Source organism: Marinobacter sp. UBA2688 (assembly GCF_002352785.1).
Taxonomy (GTDB): domain Bacteria; phylum Pseudomonadota; class Gammaproteobacteria; order Pseudomonadales; family Oleiphilaceae; genus Marinobacter; species Marinobacter salarius.
Genome location: NZ_DELU01000026.1, coordinates 215,097 through 238,036 on the forward strand (window position 1 = coordinate 215,097; position 22,940 = coordinate 238,036).

Below are 22,940 nucleotides of genomic sequence, written 5' to 3' on the forward strand. Positions count from 1 at the left end.
CCTCACCCCTGCTCTGCCCCGCGCAGCATGGCGTGCAGTAACTCTTCGGCATCGAATTTGGTCAATGCCTCGTCTGCCCCCACCTGTTTGGCATAACTCACGCTCATTTCGCTGTTCAGGGAGGTATGCAGAATGATGTACGGCTGCTTCAGGGCGTTGCCGCTGTCCCTCACATTGAAGGTCAGCTCGTAGCCGTCCAGGCCGGGCATTTCGATGTCGCTCACCAGGATATTGATGGGTTTTCCATCGCGGTTGGCGTCCAGCATCAGGTCCAGTGCATCCTGCCCGTTGGTGGTGACAAAATAGCTCACATCCTTGCTGTCCAGGGCGTCCGAGAGCTGTTTGCGAGCCACCTGGGAGTCGTCCACCAGCAGGATATTCAGGCCTTTCAGAGTTTCCCGTTGAACGTCTGTCAGCGTGACTTCCCGGGGGTTTACGGACTCCGGGTACACCCGTGCCAGCAACAGCTCCACGTCCAGCAACTGCACGATCTGATCATCGATATTCACCAGGCCGGTAATGAAGGCACGGTCGCCAAGACTCTTCGGCGGGGGCATCACCTTCTTCCACTCGGTTTCCACGATTTTCCGCACACTGCGCACAAGGAACCCGATTTCCTGGCGCTGAACATCGGTCACAATGATCGAAGCGGTCTTGCGTTCTTCCACCGTCAACGGCTGGTAACCCACGGCAGCAGCCATGTCGATCACCGGCACGGCGGAGCCGCGAAAACTCATGGTACCGATCACCGCCGAATGGCTGTGCGGTAGCTTGGTCAGCGGAACAAAGGGCATGATTTCCCGGATTTTCAGGGTGCCCAGGCCGAATGGCCTCTGATTGGTCAGATAAAACAACAGCAGTTTCTGGGGGTGTTTGGTACCCTCGGCCATAACCTCAAACCTGTCAGGAGCTTTGGAAAAAGTATAACAGGCGAAAGATAACATGCCGCCCAAACCGACATTGTAAGATTTTGCGGCCCTTCGGAGGTCGCATCGGCTGCCAGTGAATCCAGCGCTTCCTCTCCCGCGTATCACCTATACTGTTGTCATCGGGAGGCTATTCGATGAAACGCGCCTTTGCACTAATATCGGTATTCCTGTTCTTCGCCGTCTTGGCCGTGGGTGGTCATGCCGACGACGACAATATCGATGACGCCATCCAGAACACGATCCTGTCGCAGATTGAAGCCTTCGCCAATGACGACAGGCAAGCTGCCTGGGACCATGCCTCGGAAGGCATCAAGCAGCAATCCGGCTCGATAGAGTCGTTCTACGATATGGTGAAGCTATCCTATGCGCCCGTCCACCGGGCCTCGTCCATTGAGTTCATGGAGCGCATACCCCACCCCGGTTTCCAGATTCAGGTGGTACGGTTGTTGGGGCCGGAGGGCAAACGCTGGATCGCCCACTACCATATGGTCAAGAATGGTGATGACTGGAAAATCGGCGGCGTCGGGCTCAAAGAGGGTCCAAGCTCTATATAATCGCTGACCGGCTAATGGTTTCTGACGCCTATGTCTTTCAGCTCTGTCCGTCCGTAAGATACAGTCCATGAACCTGATTGCCGGCAGAGCCTGAACACCACCTATGAAGAACCTGACCTTCTCCTCTCATTACGCCAGGGCCGTTCTTTATGGCCTGGAGAAGGCCGGTGGCTATTCCGACGAACTGCTTCGCAATAATGGCATCGACCCAGAGTTCATCCACTCGCCACGGGCACGGGTGCCCACGGAACAGTTTATCCGCCTGTTCCGGCTGGTGTGGGGCAAACTGGATGACGAGTTCATGGGCCGTACCACACAGCCCTGCCGCGTGGGGCACTTTCACCTGATGGGATCGTTGGTGGTACACAGCAGCAACCTGGAAGAGGTGATCCGCCAGAGCATTCGCTGCTACCGGCTGTTCTCCGATGACATGGTGATTGAGCTGGACACCCGCGGCGATGAAGTGGAGCTGAGCATCACCCACCGCCATCCGGAACTGGACCCGGACAACTTCCTGGTGGAATGGCTACTGATGGTGTGGCACCGATTAATCGGCTGGCTGATCGGACGCAAGATCGTACTCAGCCACGCCACCTTCCAGCATGATTTGCCCGGACACTTTGACGAGTACCGGTTTGTTTTCCCCTGCCAGTGTTTCTTTAACCGCGACCGCAACAGCCTGTTTTTCAGCCACAATTATCTGGACATGCCGGTGACGCGAACACCGGAGGAACTGGATGGTTTTATTGAGAAGTCTCCGCGCAACCTGCTGATCTGGACCGATGAGGACGACAGCCTGACAACCCAGGTTCGGCAGATTCTGGAAAACGTGGACGATGATCGCCTGCCCACGCTGGAACAGATCGCCGGGCAGCTGCATATGACCGCCTACACCCTGTCGCGCAAACTGAAGGCGGAGGGCAGTTCCTACCAGAAGATCAAGGACAACCTGCGGCGGGACCAGGCCGTGATTATGCTCACGCGGCAGAACCTGACGGTGTCGGAGATCTCATCACAGCTGGGATTTACCGAGCCCGGCGCTTTTTCCCGTGCCTTCAAGCACTGGACCGGGCTCAGCCCACTGGCCTACCGCAAGCAGGACCAGTAGTTCTTCTTTCTCCGCTTACAGCAGTTCGATCGCGACAGCGGTACCTTCCCCGCCCCCGATACACAGGGACGCCACACCGCGCTTGAGACCACGCTGCTTCAGGGCGTTGATCAGGGTGACCATGATCCGCGACCCTGAGGAGCCGATGGGGTGACCCAGGGCGCAGGCGCCGCCATGGACGTTGACCTTGTCGGCATCGAGCCCAAGCTCATTGATGGCGGCCAGGGTAACCACGGCAAACGCTTCGTTGATTTCGAACAGGTCGACGTCGTCGCGGTTCCAGCCGGCTTTCTTCAGTACCTTTTCGATGGCACCGATGGGCGCAAGGGTGAACTCGGCCGGCAGGCGGGCATGTGTCGCGTGGGCGACGATGCGGGCCTGGGGAGTGAGGCCGCGCTTTTCGGCTTCTTCGCGGGTGGCCAGTACCATCGCGGAGGCGCCGTCGCTGATGGAGCTGGCGTTGGCGGCGGTGACAGAGCCGTCTTTGGCAAAGGCCGGTTTGAGGTGGGGAATTTTCTCGGGTTTGGCTTTGCCGGGCTGTTCGTCGGTATCCACCACGGTGTCGCCACCACGGCCGGAGACGGTCACGGGGGTGATTTCGTCGGAGAATCCGCCGTTCTTGATGGCCGACAGGGAGCGCTCGAGGGAGGCGATGGCGAAGTTGTCCATGGCCTCGCGGCTGATGTCGTATTTGTCGGCGGTGCGCTGGGCAAAGACGCCCATGAGGCCGCCTTCGTAGGCGTCTTCAAGGCCGTCGAGGAACATGGAATCCATGACCTGCCCGTGGCCCATGCGCATGCCGGCGCGGGCTTTTGGCAGCAGGTAGGGTGCCTGGCTCATGTTTTCCATGCCACCGGCGATCATGATGCTGTTGGTGCCGGCTTTGATCTGGTCGTGTGCCATGATGACGGCTTGCATGCCGGAGCCGCACATTTTATTGACGGTGGTGCAGCCGCTGGAGTCGGGGATGCCGGAGGCGCGGGAGGCCTGGCGTGCGGGCGCCTGGCCGAGGCCACCGGGCAGTACGCAGCCCATGATGACTTCCTGGATGTCGGCGGGTTGCAGGCCGCTTCTTTCGATGGCGGCCTTGATGGAGATGGCGCCGAGATCCGGGGAACGCACGGAGCTGAGATCGCCCATCATGCCGCCCATTGGAGTTCTTGCTGATCCTGCGATGACTACATCGTTGCTATTCATGTCTTCAATCCTCTGATTAAGCCTTACCTAAAACCGACCGTGCGATGATTTCTTTCATCACTTCCGAAGTGCCGCCGTAAATTCTCTGCACTCTGGCGTCGATAAACGCTCTCGAAATCGGATACTCGCTGGTGTAACCGTAACCGCCGAACAACTGCAAACAACCGTCGGCCACCCGGCACTGCATTTCCGTGGCGCTGTACTTGGCCATGGAAGCGGTCGGTGCGTCGAGTTCGCCTTTTTCGTACAACGCAATGCACTCGTCGACAAAGGCGCGGTTAACGCGGCAGTCGGTTTCCATGCGGGCGATTTCGAAGCGGGTGTTTTGCAGTTGGGCCAGTTTCTGGCCGAACAGTTCCCGTTCCTGGGCGTAGTTAATGGTCAGATCCAGGGCGCCACGTGCGGCGGCAACGCCGAGGGCGCCGATGACGAGGCGCTCGCGGGGGAGTTCGCGCATGAGGTACATGAAGCCCTGGCCTTCTTCACCCAGCAGTGCGGAGGCGGGGATGCGCATGTCGGAGAAGAAGAGTTCCGAGGTGTCGCCGGAGTGCTGGCCGATTTTGTCGAGGTTGCGGCCTTTGCTGTAACCGGGCAACGAGGTGTCGACCAGGAACAGGCTGATGCCACGGGCACCGGCCTTGGGGTCGGTTTTGGCAGCGACGATGACCATGTCGGCGTGTTGGCCGTTGGTGATGAAGGTTTTGGAGCCGTTGAGGATGTAGTCGTCCCCGTCTTTCACCGCGCTGGTGCGTATGGCCTGGAGATCGCTGCCGGCGCCGGGTTCGGTCATGGCGATGGCACCCACGGCTTCGCCGGAGACCATTTTCGGCAACCAGTACTGGCGCTGTTCTTCGTTGCCTATATGGCTGAGGTACGGGGCGACGATGTCGGAGTGCACCATGACGTTGGTGGACAGGGCGCCGAAGCCCATGCGGGCCATTTCTTCGCCCACGACGACGGAGTACAGGAAGGGCGCACCGCAGCCGCCCCAGTCTTCGGGTACGTCCACGCACAGCATGCCGGCGTTGCCCAGGGTGTTCCAGAGTTCCCGGGGTACGATGCCGGAGTGTTCCCACTCTTCGTAGTGGGGCGTTACTTCGGTTTCCAGGGCCTTGATGACGGACTCCCGGAACATGTCGAGTTCTTCTTTATCAACAGCGCTGGTCATGGGTGTCTCCCGTCGGTGATTAATGTGGCCTTGATTGGATAACGGTCAGTCTGTCGCAGTCACGGTCTGAGCGCCATGACATAACCGGGCAGGAAATTTGATAAAAAATAGCACCCCGAGGCTTCATCGCTGGCAGCCCCGGGGTTTATAACGCGCGGTCAGAGGTTTTTGGCGTCGTCCCGCAGCACGAACTTCTGGATCTTGCCGGTGGAGGTTTTCGGCAGTTCGCTGAACACAATGGTCTTGGGCACTTTGAACTTCGCCAGTCGCTCCCGGCAGAAGGCGATGATGTCGTCTTCGCTGACCTCCCCTGCTTCGGGCTTGAGGGTGACGAAGGCGCAGGGTGTTTCGCCCCACTTTTCGTCCGGCCTTGCCACCACGGCGGCCTCGAGGATGTCGGGATGGCGGTAGAGTATGTCCTCCACCTCAATGGTGGAGATGTTCTCGCCGCCGGAAATGATGATGTCTTTCAGGCGGTCCTTGATCTCCGCGTAGCCATCCTCATGCCAGACGGCCAGGTCCCCGGTGTGGAACCAGCCGCCGCGGAATGCCTCTTCGGTGGCTTTGGGGTTTTTCAGGTAACCCTTCATTACTGTGTTGCCGCGCAGGAAAATCTCGCCGATGGTGGTGCCGTCTTTCGGCACCGCTTCCATGGTTTCCGGGTCACCCACCATCATGCCGGCCAGGGTATGGTAGCGAACGCCCTGCCGTGCCTTGATTCTGGCCCGGTCTTCCACTGGCAGGTCGTCCCACTCGGACTTCCAGGCGCATACCGTGACCGGTCCGTACACCTCGGTAAGCCCGTAAACGTGGGTCACGCGAAAGCCCATGTTTTCGATAGCTTCGATGACTTTAGCCGGAGGTGCCGCACCTGCGGTCATTGCCTGAACCGTATGGCTGAAGCTGGATTTTGCGGCGTCAGAAGCGCCCAGCAAGGTGTTCAGTACAATAGGCGCACCGCACATGTGGCTGACTTTGTGTTCGCTGATCAGCTGCAGGATTTTCTCCGGCTCTACCTTACGCAGGCACACATGGGTACCCGCAAAGGCGGTGATGGTCCAGGGGAAACACCAGCCATTGCAGTGGAACATCGGCAGTGTCCACAGGTACACCGGATGCATACCCATGGACCACACCGCCTGGTTGCCCATGGCGTTCTCATAGGCACCGCGATGGTGATACACCACGCCTTTCGGGTTACCAGTGGTGCCGGAGGTATAGCACAGCGAAATCGCATCCCATTCATTTTCCGGCATTTGCCAGTCAAAGGCCGGGTCGCCGCTGGCCACGAAAGCGTCGTAATCCAGATCGCTCACCTGGGTTCCGGCACCACTGAATTCGGGGTCGTTGACGTCAATCACCTGTGGCGGGTTGTCGAGCATGCCGACGGCTTCGTTGATGACGTCGCCAAACTCCCGGTCGGCAATCAGCACTTTCGCCTCGCCGTGCTCCAGCATGAAGGCGATGGCTTTGGCATCCAGGCGGGTGTTCAGGGCATTGAGTACTGCCCCCAACATGGGGATGCCAAAATGACACTCCAGCATGGGCGGAATGTTTGGCAGCATGGCAGCAACGGTGTCGCCCTTGCCGACACCTTTGTCAGCCAGCGCGGACGCCAGGCGGCGACAACGCTCGTAGGTCTGCTGCCAGTTGCGGCGTGTGGCACCATGAATCACCGCCGGGTATTCCGGGTACACGCTGGCCGTGCGGGCCAGGAAATCCAGCGGTGTCAGTGTGGCGTTATTGGCGTCGGTTGGCTCTAATCCCTTGTCGAAGATGGAGTTCATACTGGTCTCCTAGTGTTGTTATCCAACACCTGACTATAGGGCACAGCCGACGTTTCAGCGAGCCCCCGCAGCCGTTCGGCGGGTATCCGGCTGATCCAGCCGCGCCATTTCCGCCAGCAGCTCCGAGGTCTTTTCCTTCATCAGGGCAATGTCCCCCCGGGACTCCACATTCAGCCGCACCAGCGGCTCCGTGTTCGACATCCGGAGATTGAACCGCCAGCGCTCAAACTCAACACTCAGGCCATCAACGTGTCCCACAGACACCGCATCGGCACCATAGATCTCCTCGATCACCGCAAGCAACCGGGCCGGATCATCCACCGTGCGGTTAATCTCCCCACTGGCGGGGAAAGCGTCAATGCGGGCGTCGATCAGCGACGATAACGGCTGCCCGGTCTGGCACAGGCGTTCGGCAACCAGCAGCCATGGAATCATGCCGCTGTCGCAGTAGGCGAAGTCCCGGAAGTAGTGGTGGGCACTCATTTCACCCCCATACAGGGCATCTTCCTCGCGCATGCGCTGTTTGATGAACGCGTGTCCGGTTTTGCTTTCGATAGGTGTTCCGCCAGCCTTTCGAACCAACTCCTGGGTGTTCCAGGTCAGCCGCGGGTCGTGAATGATCTTGCCGCCGTCTACCTTCTGCAGGAACTGGTCCGCCAACAGGCCCACGATGTAATAGCCTTCGATAAACCGGCCATTTTCGTCAAAGAAAAAACAGCGGTCGTAGTCGCCGTCCCAGGCGATCCCCATGTCGGCCCCTTCGCGCAGAACCGCCTCAGCCGTTACCGCCCGGTTTTCCTCCAGCAGGGGATTGGGAACCCCGTTCGGGAAGTGCCCGTCGGGTTCGTGATGCAGTTGTACGAAATCAAAGGGCAGCCATCGTGACAACGCGTCGATGACCGGGCCCGCACCGCCATTGCCCGCGTTAACCACCACCTTCAGAGGGCCAATCGTGGTGCCGTCGATGTATCCCAGCAAGTGATGGATATAGTCGGCCTCCACTGACAGGCTTTCCAGGCGCCCGGGAATGGCAGCATCCATAAACGGCTGAGAGACTCTGTCACGGATGGTGTTCAGGCCGTTATCCGAGCTGATGGGGCGCGATTCGCGGCCGACCAGCTTCATACCGTTGTGATCCTTGGGGTTATGGCTGGCCGTCACCATAATGCCGCCATCCATACTGTAATGACTGGTGGCAAAGTAGATCTGCTCGGTACCGCAAAGACCGATGTCATAGACATCTGCCCCCGCCGCCCTGAGCCCGGTGGTCAACGCTTCTGCAATCTCCGGGCTCGATAACCGGATGTCATACCCCACCACAACCCGGCGGGCACTTGTCAGCTCCACGTAAGCACGCCCGATTCGCTCTGCCAGTTCAGGATTCAACTGGTCGGGAACCCGGCCGCGCAGGTCATAAGCCTTAAAACAGGACACTTCCATAGCTGTTTCTCCGTCTAACCTTCGATCAATGGCGCGGCCCACCCTGCTGCCCCTGGCGGTTTTGCAGAGCGGGCCGCGTTGGCCCTATACCTTTTCCGACATCACCGGAATCTGCTCTTCCTCCACGTCCGGGGTGGGCGCCGCGCGACCGTACCGGTCGTCCAGGCGTTCAATGTCATCCTCGCCAAGGTAGGCACCAGACTGGACTTCAATCAGCTCCAGGGGAATGCGGCCGGGATTGAACAGCCGGTGTACCGCGCCGATAGGTATGTAGGTGGACTGGTTCTCGGACAGCAGGAACGTTTCCTCGTCACGGGTCACTTCGGCAGTACCCTTGACGATGATCCAGTGCTCAGCCCGGTGATGGTGCTTCTGCAACGACAGCTTCTCGCCCGGCTTGACGCTTATGCGCTTCACCTGAAAACGGTTGCCCATGTCGATGCTGTCGTAGCTGCCCCACGGGCGATACACCTGCCTGTGCGTGCGGGTTTCCGAGCGCTGGTCACCGTTCAGCCGCTTCACCAGTTTCTTGACGTCCTGCACCTTGTCCTTGTGGGCAACCATCAACGCATCTTTGGTGTCGACCACCACCAGGTCTTTCACGCCCAACATGGCCACCAGCTTGTCCGAGGTGTGCACCAGGCAGTTGTTACTGTCTTCCAGGCAGGCATCACCCAGGATGGCATTGGCGTTCTCGTCCTTGTCGGTCACATCCCAGATCGTGGACCAGGAGCCAACGTCGCTCCAACCTGCATCCATGGGCACCAACAAGGCTTTCGATGTTTTTTCCATCACTGCGTAGTCAATGGAATCGTCCGGGCAATGCTCGAATATCTCGGCGGGAATACGGGTGAAATCCATGTCGCGCTCGAGGCTTCGGGCGGCCAGAAGACAGGTGTCGTAAATGTCCGGGCTGTGTTTCTTCAGTTCCGCCAGGTAGCTGTCGGCCCGGAACATGAACATGCCGCTGTTCCAGTAGTAACCACCGGCAGACAGCAGCGCGGCGGCTTTTTCGGCGTCCGGCTTCTCGATAAAGCGGGACACCGGCCGGGCAGCGCCGGGCGCCTCTCCGGACTGGCCGGCAGCGATATAGCCGTAGCCAGTCTCCGGCCGGGTTGGCGTAATACCAAACAGCACCAACCCTCCGGACCTGGCGGCTTCCTGCCCCTGGGCAACAGCCCGCTGGAACGCCTCGACATTTTCAATGGCATGATCCGCGGGCAACACCAGCATGATGGCTTTGGGATCTTTTCGCGCCACTTCGATAGCGGCCATCGCGACCGCCGGGGCGGTGTTGCGGCCAAACGGCTCCAGCAGTATCGACAACGGTTGACGGCCTATGGCCTCCAACTGCTCTTTGACAATAAAGCGGTGCTCATCGTTGGCCACCACAACCGGCGACTCGGCGTCGTCGACCGGCAGCCGGCACAGAGTTTCCTGCAACATACTTTGTTCCCCCACCAATGGGAGGAACTGCTTGGGATAGGCCTGGCGCGAGAGGGGCCAAAGCCGTGAACCGTTACCACCTGAGAGTATGACTGGAATCATCGTTCTGCTCCTTTGCTCTACAAAGACGTACCACAGGGACGTCCGTTGGCGTATTAATCTGGACCCTTGAACCAGGGCCCGTTAGAACCGTTTACTTAGGGTGATGTTGCTGGGTGGATCCGGCTGCGCGCCCTCGGGCCACAGCGGGTTAATGCCGTACAGATAGGAAATATCGCCACCCAGACGGGTGGATTTCATCGGCCGAAGTTCATCCAGAAAGGCGGGCATTCCCTCAACAGGTCCCCAGGCGGCCTGCCAGGGTTCCATCCAGGCCAGGGACCAGGCCTTATAAAGCCCGTCGACAATCTGCTCGTCTCCGGTGATGTCTTCAATTCGTTCCGGATCATCCAGCCCCGCGACGACATTTCCGGCCATTTTCGTAAACTGGTCCTGGTAACGCTCGTAAACTGAGTTGCCATTGACCTCGGCAAACAGCGCGATCATGGTCAGGGGCTGCATGGCGTAGTTCATGTATTCCAAGGCCCGGGTTTCCCGGCTGAGTTCCTTGGGCAGGTAACCGTCCTCATTGATCTGCCCCATGGCTTCATCGAACTTGGCCAGCGACCAGTTCCAGTCGTCGCAGTCCTGGGTTGCCACCGATGCCGACATCACGGCCCAGGCGGCCCAGTAATCATGGTTGTTGACCTTCTTGGCTTTTCGATCCGTGTAGTAATCACGGACCCCATCACTCAAGCGCAGAAACCAGTCTTCAATTCGACGCGCCCGCTCCAGGTCCATGGCGGCCTCCGGCGCCGACGTCCACATCCTGAGATAGGCGTTCGCAGCGGCTGCCAGTGCCCATTTGCGTACCGCCTGACCGACGTGATTGATGTCATCCGTCAACAGGGCATCCGATGACGCCCACGCGTCGAGGTTGTCCAATACGCAATCCAGCGCTTCGGGGCCATCGCCATCAACCTGGTAGTCATCGGCAGCAGCGATAACAGCCTTCTCGAAATCACGCACGTTGCTGGTGGCCTTCTTGTACTCTTCATAGGCCTGCTTGTTCAGATTGTTGCGAGCGCTGTCACTGCCCTTGTACTTACTGGTCAGCGACAGCGAGCCGACGTGCGGCTCCACCCGCTCGCAGTCGTAGTCACCGCCATCCTTGTCTTCCGGCGTCTGGTAATAGCCCACCGGAGCACGCAGTTGTCCGTTCAGGCACTGCCCGGCGTGAACGCTGCTCACACCAAAGACGGCGGTTATCGCCGCAGACAGCAGCACCCGGCCCCATTGTCGATGTTCAGAGCGTTGTTGGATTCGCATAACCATCCTCTCTATGCGTTGGATGAATGTGCGTCAGATGTCCTGACGGCGACAGATTTTCGTGGTTACCGTTAAGCCTTCCGAGACCTGCTCCGGTTTCAGCGCGAGGTCCAGCGACATGAACATTTCATCGTTCCAGTTCGGCCCTTCCGGGAGCTCGAAGACAAACCGGCCAGGGGTCTCAACCCGATCGCCGTACTCCATATCCACGCGGTCCTTGCGCCCGAACACGTACCAGATGAAGGCATCAACCTCTTTCACCCCCGGGTCACTGAACTGCAGGTCGACGACGTACTCGTTGCTCGGCATTTCGATGAACTGTCCACCGCCGTTGTAGAGCACTTCGGTGGTCCCGGCCTTGACCGGCGTGGTTTTCTGCAACACCGGCTCCTGGCTCTCACAGGCACCACTGATCATCGGTGTGACCTGCCGATAGAACTCCGCACTGTCGAGGTTGTGGTAACCGGGCACCTCCCAGATCATGATCTTGGGTGGCGACTCCCGGAAGTTGTCGGAAAGCAGGTATTCGAACATGGAGCCGTCGTAGCTACCGCCGGCAACCGCCACGTTGAGCACCTCGACACCCAGAAACTCCTGCAGCGCCCCGACAAAGTTGTAGTCCTGGGCACCCTTACTGTTACTGGTGCCCACCAGGGTGATGGGGGGCAAGTCCTGGTCGCCAAACAGGGCGCTGGCTTCAGCGGATTGGCCGGTACCGGAGGACTCGGTGCGAAACTCGTCCACGTACTGCGAGCCGTACTCGAAACCGCATATCCGTTTAACCGCGTCCTGAAGCGACCCGTCCTTTCGGATCAACCCGGACCGACGAGTCACGAATTCCTGCTGCGACAACGACTGATAGGCCGGCATATCCTTGATTCGCTCCGCCACGACCTCCGCGGTCCGCCGGGCGCCATAAGGTGTCCAGTGGTGATCCCGCTTAAAGAAGAAGGCGTCTTCACGTGTCTCTTCGTCCAGAAGGGGCGTCAGGTCTGGAACCACCAGCCCTGCCTGGCGAAAACGCATCAACGCGTCAGCGTAATTTTTACGGGCCACGTTCCAGCTGAACGGCACCGGCGATGTCGCGGGCAGATGATTGGGATGAACCAGGCCTTTTGTCGGCTGAAACACCATCACCAATTCGGTACCGGTGGTTTGCTTCAGGTGCCTGGCAAAGCGCTTCAGGTGTTTCAGGCCTTCCAGGTTCGGCCCGAACTGCTCAACCAGTTCCGCTTCCGAACGGAACAGCCAGCCGTCTTTGCCCTGAACCAGCATCTTGAAGTTCTTCAGATAACCGGTGTCGTAGCTGGATGGGTATGCCGTGAGTGGGCACAGGTCACAACAGCGTTCGATGTTGTACTCGGGCAGCTCGGCGGCGCTGGCCTTTACACCCGCGACGCTGAGCAGCCCGAGCGCAACCAGCGCCCATAATCCACGGCCTCTGAACACCTGCTTCATACCGATGTATCCACTCGGTTTTCAGCGACAACCAGCCTCGGCTCGCCACCAACGTCGATGGCAAATACGCTGAATACCTTGCCGCGCTGCAGATTGACTTCACTGGTGGTTGCCAGCGCCTTGTTGCTTTGGAAAGCGCCCAGCGCAATGCTGACGGCGTTGATTTCGCGATTGGCCACATCAAGGGAGCCCACTGCATCAATCACGGCTACCTTGCCGTCGGACGTCTTCAGAGTGACCCCGCTATTGCTGGTCAGGTTGTAGAATGAAAGCAGTGCCTTGCGAGGGTTGTCGAAGGCGACATCCTTCATCACTTTCATCTCACCGGAATCCAGTACAACCACGGTGTAGAACTCGTTCTTTTTCATGTTGACGGACGTCTTCTGACCGGCAACGTCCACCTGATAGTTACCCTCAGAAAGGTAAATGTAGGGGCTCGCCTCCAACGGCGATACTTCCTTGATCACCTTGTCGCCCACAGAGGCGCGAGCAATGGCGCCGCTGGCATCCGCGTTCACCACGCGAATGAAGGCCGCCCCGTCCGGTGCCTCTGCGGCATAAAGCGCGTCCTCGCCGGCCTGGGCCATGTTCATGGAGACCAGCAAACTGCTGATCAGGGCAAAAAAAGCGGTATGCATCAGTGCTCTCATTTTCATCATCCTCAGGGGTTGGTTTCAGAACGGCTATCCGCTTGCGCGGTCAGCGTGTTATCAGCCCGGCGGAACCAAGCCTGGGCCTGTTCGGACTCCAGTGGCTGTGCCAGGTAACGCTCGGGAAATTCCCAGATCACCAATTGCGGCGGTTGATCCCGGAAATCGGAAGAGTTCAGGTAATCGATCATTGGTACGATAGGGCCGTCGCCTTCTTCGGCCACGTTGATCAGGTCCTGCCCCAGGTGCTTTCGCAAGGCGCCGGGGAAATCCCACTGTTCATTGGCGCTGTAACTTGTGCCAACCAGAACGGTGTTGGTGACGTCATCGCCAAACAGGGCGCTGGCGTTCGCCTGGCCGTCGTTCTGGGCGCGCGTCGTTCTCGGTTCCAGTTGGTCAGGTGCAGGACCGAAGTCGGTAAACGCTGGCTCCACTGGAATGTAATTGAGCAGGTCACCACGGTGCTGGACCGGTTGGCCAATGGATGTCACAAAGCTCTGCTCGCCCCAGGACAGGCCATTGAAGCGATCGCGGATGAACTCGGCAGCGCCTTTCGCGTAGAGGTTTGCGCCGTTCGGCGACCAGTGGGTGTCAGTTCTCAGGAACACCGATTCTCCATGACGTGTCGCCTGCTCCAACAACGGTTTCAGCTCCGGCGCGGGAATGCCCGCTGTCGCCAGTGACTGCTGGAACCGGTCGTACAGTGACATCATCGTCGGTTCGGGCTTCGTACTGCCCAGCATGTCCGAATGGATTCGGGCCTTGGCGGGCACCACCAGCACAACCAGCGGAACGCCCTCGGCCAACAGATAGTCGGCGACGCGCTGTACACGACTCAGGTTGCGATCGACCACCTCGCCGTCACGGCTGGCCGGGTAGATTTCCTCATCGGTAAACAGCCACTCGTCTTGTCCCACGACAACGCCTTCCCGGCCCTCGTCAAAGAGCGTGTAGTTGATCGCGGCCCAGAGATTGGTTCCCAGATCCTTCGCCGGGAACTGATCGTCGTAATGGCTCTCCAGGTTGCGGGCCAACTCACCGTTGACCGGGCTCAGCCCTGTTTCGGCCTGGTAACCCAGCAAGGGCCGCAAGGACAGCACACCCAGAACCAGGACCAGCGCGATGAAGAGAACAGCTGTGATTCGTGCAGACGTTTTAGTCATCAAATCCACCCTCAGAACTGGAAGTACAGGAACGGTGAGAAACTCTCAGCGGACAGTTTCAACACGGCGAGCGCAAACACCGGAACCAGCAACGGCGCAGCGGCGGACCGCCAGCCGGACAGGATGGGGCCAACCTCACGATGCCCGAGCCGATCCTTCAGCCCCATCATCGCGATCACTCCGAAAGCCAACACCAGGATCGCCAGGTTCAGGTCCCGGATGCCCTGGACAAAGACATCACTCAGGCCGGCACCGTCGAAGCTGAACATGGCACCGTAGAAACCGAAGGCCTCGGTGATCGTGCTGGCCCTGAAGGTGACCCAGCCGAGCATCACGAACAGGAAGGTCAGCGCCCACCGGAAAAACCGGAACCCGGACGGGCTGCCCGACACACCCAGCGCCCTTTCCACCGACAGCAACAGACCGTGCCAGGCACCCCACAACAGGAACGTCCAGTTGGCGCCGTGCCAGAGGCCGCCGAGCAACATGGTGAGTAGCAGGTTGCGATAAGTTTTGACCGTACTGTTGCGGTTGCCGCCCAGGGGGATGTACAGGTAATCCCGCAGCCAGGTGGACAGGCTGATGTGCCAACGACGCCAGAACTCGGTAATGCTCTGGCTGATGTAGGGCTGGTTGAAGTTCTCGTTAAACCGGAAGCCCATCATCAGACCCAGGCCGATGGCCATATCGGAGTAGCCGGAAAAGTCGAAATACAACTGCGCGGTGTACGCCAGGATGCCCAGCCAGGCATCCGCCGTACTGGGGTCAGACAACGCAAAGGCACTGTCCGCCAGCGGCGCTATCGAGTCGGCGATAAAGACTTTCTTGATGAAGCCCTGCATGAACCTGAACGCGCCCTCACCGAACTTTTCCATGGTATGGGTGCGGTAGGTGAACTGATCCGCCAGGTCCTTGTAACGCAGCACCGGCCCGGCAATAAGCTGGGGGAACAACGCAATGAAAGCCGCGAAATCAATAAACCGCCGGGTCGGTTCCGTATCCCCTCGATAGACATCCACCACGTAGGAAATGGCCTGGAAGATGTAGAAGGAAATGCCGATGGGCAGGATGATATTCGCCAGTTCCAGCGGCTGACTGCCGGCGCTGACCAGCAGGTTGTTCAGGCTGTCGACACCAAAGTTGGCGTACTTGAAGTAGCCGAGCGTCGCCAGGTCACCACCAACACCGATGGCAACCCACTTGCGGGCACTCGCGGTGCCAACACCGGCGCGGTGTATTGCCAGGCCGATGAAATAGTTCCAGAAGGTCACGGCCACGAACAGCAACAGGAAATCCACCCGCCACCAAGCATAGAAGGCGTAGCTGCCGATCAGGATAACCAGTGAGCGGTGCCTGAACGGTGTCAGGTAATACAGCCCCAGGAAGGCGGGCAGGAACAGAAACAGGAAGATATTGGATGAAAAAACCATGTCAGTTCTCCGCCTGCGTAACCTGGCCCGACACCACAGCCGTGGGCTCTATGAATACTGCACGCCCCTGGTTCCGTAGTGCGTCAAAAATCTGCATCTGGTATTTGCCAAGCACACCCTCGAAGTGGATCCCCACGTCTGACCTGGGGAATCGCATTCCAACGTCATAAATTGCGATGTAAGCAGGGTTGTCGGTCGACAGGGGGCCGCTGGCGTTGGAGGCTAGTTCGCCGCCCACCACGTTCATCGACACCTCGTAGGAGTAGAAGTCTTCTTTGAAATTACGGTCGGTGGCGGACAGGTCTTTCAACTGACCATAAATACCCCAGGTGCCGTTGAGCACCGCAACGTTGTGGTATACATTCACATTGCTGCTGTTTCTGACCCGGATGCCATTGCGCAAATTGTTCATCAACCGGTTGCCCCAGAGCAGGTTGTCCGGCGACTCGTAGAGCCCGATACCGTCACCCTGGTTGTCATAGGAAACGTTATTGGCCACCACGTTGTTGGAGCTCTGACGATCCAGAACGATGCCGGATAGTCCGTTGTCGTAGCTACGGTTTCCAACAATCCAGCTGTTATTTACCTCGCGGGAGATGATGATGCCGTGCTTCTCACGGGTGCCATAAACCTCGTTGTTGGCAATCAGCAGTCGGCTGGAGTAGTCATGGGGGTCGATGCCATACACGATGTTGTCTCGGTAGACGTTATCGACGATGGCAACGTCTTCCGCCTCATAGCAGTAAAACCCGTAGTAGAGATCCTCGAAGGTGGATTCCACCAGCCAGGCATGGGGCGCGCTGCGCTGCAGACGGGCGTTGTCGTACTCAGAGTACTGGGCCACGGTAAACCCATAGGATTTACTCTGGAGATAACCCAGATTTGCCATGGTGGTGCCGAGAATAAAGTTCTCGCTACCGCCCCAGCCCACATAGAACGGACGGAAGTTGCTTTTCTTCTGGAACGTGGCCGGGCCATTGGTCTCCTCGCGCCACCCAATAATCTTGCTGTCAATGGCAAACAGCCAGCCGTCGTTGGCAATAAACGAACCACGCTCCTCCGACAGCCGCAGAGTCTCATCGCGCAGAACCAGGGTGGCCTCTTGTTTGACCGCCAGCGGCAAACGAATGATGTAAGTACCATCGCCGACCTGTTCCATGTAGCGACGATCATTCACCTGCCGATAGACATCCTCCAGCGTCACCTTCCCGCTGTTAACCATAATCGCCTGAGGATGTGAAAACTGACGGATCACCCACTCGCGCGCCCGCCCTTCGTCCACGAAATCCCCCAGTGCACTGACCCCGCCCATACGTTCCACCGTTACATTCGGTGCGGAATCCTGCCGACCGGCAAGCTTTGCCTCGATGGCGTCACGGCTATAGCCGGATACATCAGGGATCTCAGGCTCAGGCAAATACAGCTCCTCGCCAGACTTTATCTCGATGCCATAGTCTTCCTCCAAGGGCGCAATCGCCGGCGGCGCATTTACCACATTGCCATCGTCGGCGCTGGCTGCAGCCAACGCATTCAGCGGCAATATGAGCGCCGTGGTAAGAAGGCAAAAAGCCCATCGGGTTTCCAGGATTTTCATGAGTTCTCCTCAGAACCGCTTCGACACGTCTACAACTACCCGATGCCTGGCGTCATCTGCGTCCTCGCCGTAGGCATCCCCTGGCATGAAAACGCCACCACGCAAACGGACATCAAACGCCGCCCAGGAGGTTGAAGCGCTATCGCCGTAGTAGCCCAATACCAGATCCACAGATTGGCCCAGGTCATCACTGCTGCCCGTAAAGCCTGGCTCGACCAGGTCGGAACGCACGGCGCCGTTCTCATCACTCAGCCAGTAACGGTGGTACAGCAGGTTGGCGTCCCAGGTATCGCGGTCAGACAATGCGGTGTAGAAGGTCAAGACCCGGATATTGCTCCACTCCGGTTGAATGGCTTCACCAAACCGCGGCACCTGGGAGCGGGTTCCCGTAAACCTTGAGCGGTTGCTTTCCAGGCTGGTTTGCTGAAAGGCATCACTTTCGCCAGGCTCACCACCACCGGACGCAACGGCACCGTGAGCGCCGACAACCCAGCGGGGCGTATCCAGCAATTGGGCACGCGCGCCCAGGTCTGCCGCCCAACCGGAGACATCGCGTTCACGATCGCTGAAGCCATTGGGCGCACTGGGGTCTGTGCCGACCACAGTGTCCGTACCATTCACTGCCGCAACCGACGCGAAATACTGGAACGTATCGTGGGAGTGCCAATCGAAATAGCTCCGATCCGCCTGGAGGGCCGTCCAGGTCAGCGAGTCCGTGAAACCTTCATCCAGCGTCTGGCCTCGCAATGCGTATTCTTCAGCCTGATCTCCGTAGCCCTGGCCATGGGTCACCAGGAAGCCCAGGTAGTGACCTTTCCGCCACTGCCAGCGTGTATGGGCAAAAAATCGAGCAATGTCCTGCTCTTCGTCCTGAAGTTCGTTGTTGTCAGTCCGCAACTCGGCGAACTTCTGGGCGACACCCACGGTGGTGTCCAGCAGCGATGTGTTGAAGATCCAGCGCGTGAGGGTAATATCGTCGTCCCACCACATACCGCTGTTTTCCTTCAGACGCTCACGGCCAAAGCGAATCGACTCCCCGGGATAGTCGCTCAGGCCGTTGTAATCCAGCCAAGCCTCCCTGAGCGCAAGAAAGCCGTCGGTGGTGGTCGTGCCGCCGATTTCGTCGCTAACATCCACCTGACCGGTTGCGCCAAACGCCTGCAGACGCAGTTTTGAGCGCCAGTGAGGTGACAGTTGCCAGACCCACTCGGGCTTGATGTCGAGGCCGGCTTCGTTGGATTTGGTCTCGCCATTGGAGCCCAGTCCAAGGCGCCGGTCGCCTTCGCTGATAAAACTGAGCTTGGACTTTATGTTCTGTTCAACCAGCCGCGGATAACTCTGGTTCGCCTCGTCTGTAGACTGCGCTACGGCGGGCGCTACGCCGAGTGATGCCAGGCAACTGACAGAGAGTGCGAGGCGAGTTAATCGATAGTTCGTTATAAGCTGCATTGAGCTTATCCTCCTTGTTTTGTGGTCGTTGCCGGGCCTGAAGTGCCTCCGGCGATCATCTGTCGCCGCGCGGCACGTTCCTGCCTGTACAGGGCCTCAGCTCTCTTTTCGGTGTGTTCGGGTAGCGACAGAACCATATCCACCATCAGTTCTTTGGCACGCTCAACGCCGCCCTCCACTGCCAGCAACGCGAAACTCCAGGCATAAACACGGTTCACCTCGATGCCTTTTGCTTCCCAGTAAAGCTCGGCAAGGGCGTAATCCGCCTTTGGAAAGCCTCGGCGTGCCGCCGTCAGAAGATGCTGCTTGGCCTTTTCGGGATCTGGCTCCCCGAGATAGCCACGCTTGTAGATGCGCCCGAGCAGGTATTCCGCCGAGGGGTATTTTTCACGCGCTTCCATGGCGTACTCGATCGCCTTCTTCGGATCGGTCGGCACAATGCGGCCTCGCTCATAGGCCCGGGCCAGTGACAGCGACGCCTTCAGGTCACCGTTGGCTCGCGCCTCCCGAAGCATCTCGATAACGACCTCCGGTTCAGCGAGGTAGTTGTTCTCCATGATCAACTTGGCGCGCGCCGTCAGGGCGGGCACGTAGTCGGGCGTCAACATCTGGTAGAGTTCGTTGGTGGCAGCCACCTGTTTTTGCGGGGTTTCGTCGTCCGACAACCACCGCGCGAACAGGTACAGATCGCGATCTTCAATACTGCCCTGCTCCCAGGCCTGCTTGGCCCGGTCAACAAGTGCCTTCAGATCCTCACTCCGGCCATCAACCAGATACACTCTGGCGAGCAGTTGGAAGCATTCGGGCTGGGCCTCGGCAATGGGCGCGCACAGGCCTTCAATCTCGTCCGTATGATTCTCGAACTGGCCGGTCAGAAGGTAGTAACGGGCCAGCGCCACGTCGCCTTTCGGATCTCCGGCGGCGCGGGCCTGCTGAATCAGCTCAAGCGGTTTGCCGTTGGGGAACTCCCGGGGGAAATGGATGTACAGGTTGATCAACGGGATCAACGCCGTCTTATCACCTTCCGCAAGCGCTTTGCGCAGGTAACGGGCGCCATTGGCCCGCTGCTCCGGGGTTTCCCCTTCCCGCGCATTCATCTTGCCTATCCGGATAGCAGCTCGTTCACTACCCTGCTCCGCGGCCTTCCTGTACCAATCCAGCGCCTTCTGGCGTGCTTCCGGTGTGTCCTGCGCACCATAAAGATCCCCCAGCTCCACCTGGGCGTCCGCCAGGCCAAACTTCGCCAGCTTTTCCAACTGCGCCCGGGCCTCCTGAACGTCACCTTCGGCAGCAGCCTTCTCAGCCCGCTGAATGTCGGGCAGGTTGCCACAACCAGACAGCACCAGAGTGAACAGACCGGCAATGCACGCTACTCGCTTCATGCTCCGCAACTCCCTCAACCTTCCGAAAACCGTTCAACAACCTTCTGCAGGCTCGGCATCCGGAACTGGTCGACCGTGACACCAATGGGGCGTCCGATTGCTTCAATCGGCAGCGGTTCGGCGGATTCGATAGACGCACTGATAACGTCGACCAGCCCGCCCTGAGCCTGGGAGTTCACATACAGCGACGTAATGTGCCCGGTCTGTTCCTTGCCGTTGGGGAGCCGCAATATCACCTGCTGCCCTTCTTCGAGCTTTTCACCCTGGTTAAACGGGAAGTTGGCAACAACGTGGGCGGACGAGTCCATCGGCGCCATAACCGCAAGCTGCTCACCCTTGCTCATGTACTGGTCTTCCGCCGGCCTCATGTTCACCACCTTGCAGTCACAGGGGCTGGTGATCGTTCCCCGAACCCGCTGGTCCAACAGCTCTTCGATCTGGCCGACGCTGTAGTTGCCCTCTCCAACCAGGTCATTCACATAAGACATCATGGGCGCGTCAAAAGTAGCGATAGCCTCGCCCGCCTTGACCTCCTGCCCAGGCTTGACCAGCGTTGTAACCTTTGCGTCTTTGGGAATCCGCAGGGGAATCTGCTCCGACGCCACCATGGCGGACTCCGCCTTGGTTACGAAGTAGATGTCCCACAGTTCGGAAACCACAAAGCTGATCGCAAACAGACCTATCAACATCACGATCAGGCTTCCGACCATGGCGCGAAGCTTGCCGAAGAATCCAAGGTCATTGCTGCCCTTGCCTTTGCGGGCCTTGGTGAAGTTTTCGCGGGACAGCGTGTTGAGCACATCGCCGGCGGAAACCACTTCACCGCTGAGGAATGCGGTAATGAGGTATCTCAGGGCGGAAACCTCCCGGGCTCCCAGATCCTGAAACTCACACCCACAGCGATCATTCATCGAATCGAAACTGCGCGGGACAAAGTTCACGTCAATGGCAAGATCAAAGCCGTCAACCTTGAACACCAGGCGACCCTTGTAGACCCGGCCCTGACGAAACGACTCCAGGCCCGTGTTGACACTGAACCCACCGGCCGAAAGATCGGCCACCGGAAAGTTGTGGGTTGAGCCACCAAGGTTTACAAACAGCTTGGCCGGAATTCTTACCCGGGCATACTGTCGCTGTGCCTCGGATTCATGGACAAACTGCGGTTCAATATCTGCCCTACTTGCTGCCATATTCATTGCTTTGATCCTTGTGTGTTGTCCCAACGATGATTGGTGTACATAAGAAAAACTCCCCTTGCGCTATACCAGCTTCATCACCACCGCCAGAAAGACACTGCCTGCGGATATCGTCATCACTCTTGACGACCAACGGTTCATGCGTTGTTGGAAAGACGCGTTGTTCGCGCTGAACCGGGTTTTCTGGCGTGTCCACGACTGTCGGTCGAGCCGGAAAAAGACATAGATTTTCACCAGCGAGCCGAAGATCTGGTTGAAATAGAGAATGCACGGATAGGCTGGCCCGACCGAGTGTCCGGTAGTGATAAGCAGCAACGTCAGCACCAAACGGGTAAGCCCAATCCAAAGCAGGTAGGCCACCAGCACAATACCGGAGTACTTGATGGACGCGACGATAGCCGCAGTCAGCCCCAGGATGCTGGTCCACATTGAAATGCGCTGGTCATAAAGCACGTACCAGGTAAACCATCCAAGGCGCCGGGGGCCAAGCTTGGTAGCCCGTGAATTCTGCCGCAGGGAGTTGCCATACCAGCGAAACATCAGCTGACGGGCAGAACGGATAAAGCTGGGATCAGGTGGATGCTCCACTGTGCGAATCGTGGCGTCCGGCACATAGAAGGTGTCGTAGCCCAGGCGCATCATGCTGAACCAGCTGGACTTGTCATCGCCGGTCAGAAAGCGGAATTCGCCCAGCCGCCAGTGCTTCAGGGAGTCATACTCCACGTCGCTGATGAACTCCGGGCGCGTAACCACGCTGGCCCGGAATACCGACATGCGACCGGTGAGCGTCAAAACCCGATACGACAGCCCCATCGAGCACATATTCATGTGGCGCTGGGCGAACCTCAGCTTGTGCCATTCAGACATCAGATAGCTGCCGCGCACCTCGCAAAACTCGTTGGTGGTCAGCGCGCCGATGTTCGGCATCAACCGGAAGTAAGGGGCGGTTTTACGTACCACTCCGGGTTCCAGCACGGTATCGCCGTCCACCACGGCCACCACGGCATTCTCGTCAGGCAGATCCCGTGAAATGGCACGAAAGCCGTACGCCAGACCATCCCGCTTACCGGTCCCCGGAATGCGCACAATCTTGAGCCTGATGTGGCTGGGTGGGTCAAGCTTCCGCCACATTGCCCGCATGAGCATTTCATCGGAAAGCTCCACCACCGATGCCACCACCGTTGTCGGCCAACCACACTCAACCGCTTCGCGGATAATAGAGTTGTAAACCATGGCCGTGGTGTCGGCATCGATACGGAAACTGGTCACCATCAGATAGACATGGGACGGAGCGGCGTCTTCGCCCAACGCCTTTGCCCGGCGCCGAATCTTGGGGAATGCCCATTTAAGGAAATACATCGCACGCAAAAAGTGGATAAACCCAACGGAGTACCGCCAGATACCAATCACCCCGATGACCAGGAGGAAGTGGGCGCCGCCCCTCACCGTATAGGTAGTGGGCAAAGAGATCGCCAACGCCCCGAGTACGGAGAGAAAAAGCAGCCAACCGCCTGTTCTGGACACTATGTTGTCTGAGATATAAGACATGCCGTCCGTTCCTGAAATAACATTCCGTGCGTTTTCTGAGCGTGACGCCCCGCCCCACCAGGGCACCAGGACG

General features: G+C 58.7%; 18 protein-coding genes. 2 read left to right on the plus strand and 16 right to left on the minus strand.

Annotated features, from left to right (window positions below; genetic code table 11):
• Positions 1 to 2 precede the first annotated feature (2 nt).
• Entirely contained in the window at positions 3 to 890 is an 888-nt protein-coding gene (locus B3M52_RS16435; protein WP_075195355.1) for a chemotaxis protein, read from the minus strand.
• Between the two features lie 173 nt (positions 891 to 1,063).
• Here B3M52_RS16435 and B3M52_RS16440 point away from each other — a divergent pair, with 173 nt between their 5' ends.
• Both B3M52_RS16440 and B3M52_RS16445 read left to right on the plus strand, forming a co-directional pair.
• Positions 1,064 to 1,483 (plus strand): DUF4864 domain-containing protein, encoded by a 420-nt coding sequence (locus B3M52_RS16440; RefSeq protein WP_041334429.1) that lies wholly within the window; start codon positions 1,064 to 1,066, stop codon positions 1,481 to 1,483.
• A 103-nt stretch (positions 1,484 to 1,586) separates the two neighbouring features.
• A complete protein-coding gene (locus B3M52_RS16445) occupies positions 1,587 to 2,591 on the plus strand; it encodes an AraC family transcriptional regulator (protein WP_041334426.1) in 1,005 nt (334 codons plus the stop codon).
• Between the two features lie 15 nt (positions 2,592 to 2,606).
• Here the strand turns inward: B3M52_RS16445 and B3M52_RS16450 are convergent, their stop codons facing one another.
• The 15 genes from B3M52_RS16450 to B3M52_RS16520 form a co-directional block, all read right to left on the minus strand.
• Positions 2,607 to 3,788, minus strand: a complete 1,182-nt coding sequence (locus B3M52_RS16450) for a thiolase family protein (protein ID WP_036202703.1) — start codon at positions 3,786 to 3,788, stop codon at positions 2,607 to 2,609.
• A gap of 16 nt (positions 3,789 to 3,804) precedes the next feature.
• Positions 3,805 to 4,956, minus strand: a complete 1,152-nt coding sequence (locus B3M52_RS16455) for an acyl-CoA dehydrogenase family protein (RefSeq protein WP_036202699.1) — start codon at positions 4,954 to 4,956, stop codon at positions 3,805 to 3,807.
• Between the two features lie 158 nt (positions 4,957 to 5,114).
• Positions 5,115 to 6,743: an acyl-CoA synthetase gene (locus tag B3M52_RS16460; protein WP_075195356.1), complete on the minus strand. Its 1,629-nt coding sequence runs from the start codon at positions 6,741 to 6,743 to the stop codon at positions 5,115 to 5,117.
• A gap of 54 nt (positions 6,744 to 6,797) precedes the next feature.
• On the minus strand, positions 6,798 to 8,183 hold the full coding sequence (locus tag B3M52_RS16465; protein ID WP_075195357.1) for a phosphomannomutase: 1,386 nt from the start codon (positions 8,181 to 8,183) through the stop codon (positions 6,798 to 6,800).
• Positions 8,184 to 8,267: 84 nt separating this feature from the next.
• A complete protein-coding gene (locus tag B3M52_RS16470) occupies positions 8,268 to 9,731 on the minus strand; it encodes a mannose-1-phosphate guanylyltransferase/mannose-6-phosphate isomerase (protein WP_036202691.1) in 1,464 nt (487 codons plus the stop codon).
• A gap of 81 nt (positions 9,732 to 9,812) precedes the next feature.
• The gene (locus B3M52_RS16475) at positions 9,813 to 10,997 is read right to left on the minus strand and encodes an alginate lyase family protein (protein ID WP_157665625.1); all 1,185 of its coding nucleotides are present in this window, start codon (positions 10,995 to 10,997) and stop codon (positions 9,813 to 9,815) included.
• Positions 10,998 to 11,030: 33 nt separating this feature from the next.
• Entirely contained in the window at positions 11,031 to 12,455 is a 1,425-nt protein-coding gene (locus B3M52_RS16480) for an alginate O-acetyltransferase AlgX-related protein (protein ID WP_075195358.1), read from the minus strand.
• Positions 12,452 to 13,105 carry an alginate O-acetyltransferase AlgF gene (locus tag B3M52_RS16485; RefSeq protein ID WP_041334419.1) on the minus strand — a complete coding sequence of 218 codons (654 nt, stop codon included), beginning with the start codon at positions 13,103 to 13,105 and terminating at the stop codon, positions 12,452 to 12,454. The genes B3M52_RS16480 and B3M52_RS16485 overlap by 4 nt, the downstream gene beginning before the upstream one ends.
• Before the next feature lie 11 nt (positions 13,106 to 13,116).
• Entirely contained in the window at positions 13,117 to 14,268 is a 1,152-nt protein-coding gene (locus B3M52_RS16490) for an alginate O-acetyltransferase (RefSeq protein ID WP_075195359.1), read from the minus strand.
• Positions 14,269 to 14,279: 11 nt separating this feature from the next.
• Positions 14,280 to 15,698, minus strand: coding sequence for an MBOAT family O-acyltransferase (locus tag B3M52_RS16495; protein WP_075195360.1), 1,419 nt, complete (start codon positions 15,696 to 15,698; stop codon positions 14,280 to 14,282).
• Position 15,699: 1 nt separating this feature from the next.
• Positions 15,700 to 17,292 carry a right-handed parallel beta-helix repeat-containing protein gene (locus B3M52_RS16500; RefSeq protein WP_075195361.1) on the minus strand — a complete coding sequence of 531 codons (1,593 nt, stop codon included), beginning with the start codon at positions 17,290 to 17,292 and terminating at the stop codon, positions 15,700 to 15,702.
• A gap of 9 nt (positions 17,293 to 17,301) precedes the next feature.
• Positions 17,302 to 18,741: an alginate export family protein gene (locus B3M52_RS16505; protein ID WP_075195362.1), complete on the minus strand. Its 1,440-nt coding sequence runs from the start codon at positions 18,739 to 18,741 to the stop codon at positions 17,302 to 17,304.
• A gap of 5 nt (positions 18,742 to 18,746) precedes the next feature.
• Positions 18,747 to 20,123, minus strand: coding sequence for a tetratricopeptide repeat protein (locus B3M52_RS16510; protein ID WP_075195363.1), 1,377 nt, complete (start codon positions 20,121 to 20,123; stop codon positions 18,747 to 18,749).
• A gap of 14 nt (positions 20,124 to 20,137) precedes the next feature.
• Complete coding sequence (locus B3M52_RS16515; RefSeq protein ID WP_051946516.1) at positions 20,138 to 21,319, minus strand: PilZ domain-containing protein; 1,182 nt, start codon at positions 21,317 to 21,319, stop codon at positions 20,138 to 20,140.
• Between the two features lie 63 nt (positions 21,320 to 21,382).
• Entirely contained in the window at positions 21,383 to 22,867 is a 1,485-nt protein-coding gene (locus B3M52_RS16520) for a glycosyltransferase family 2 protein (RefSeq protein ID WP_041334401.1), read from the minus strand.
• Positions 22,868 to 22,940 lie beyond the last annotated feature (73 nt).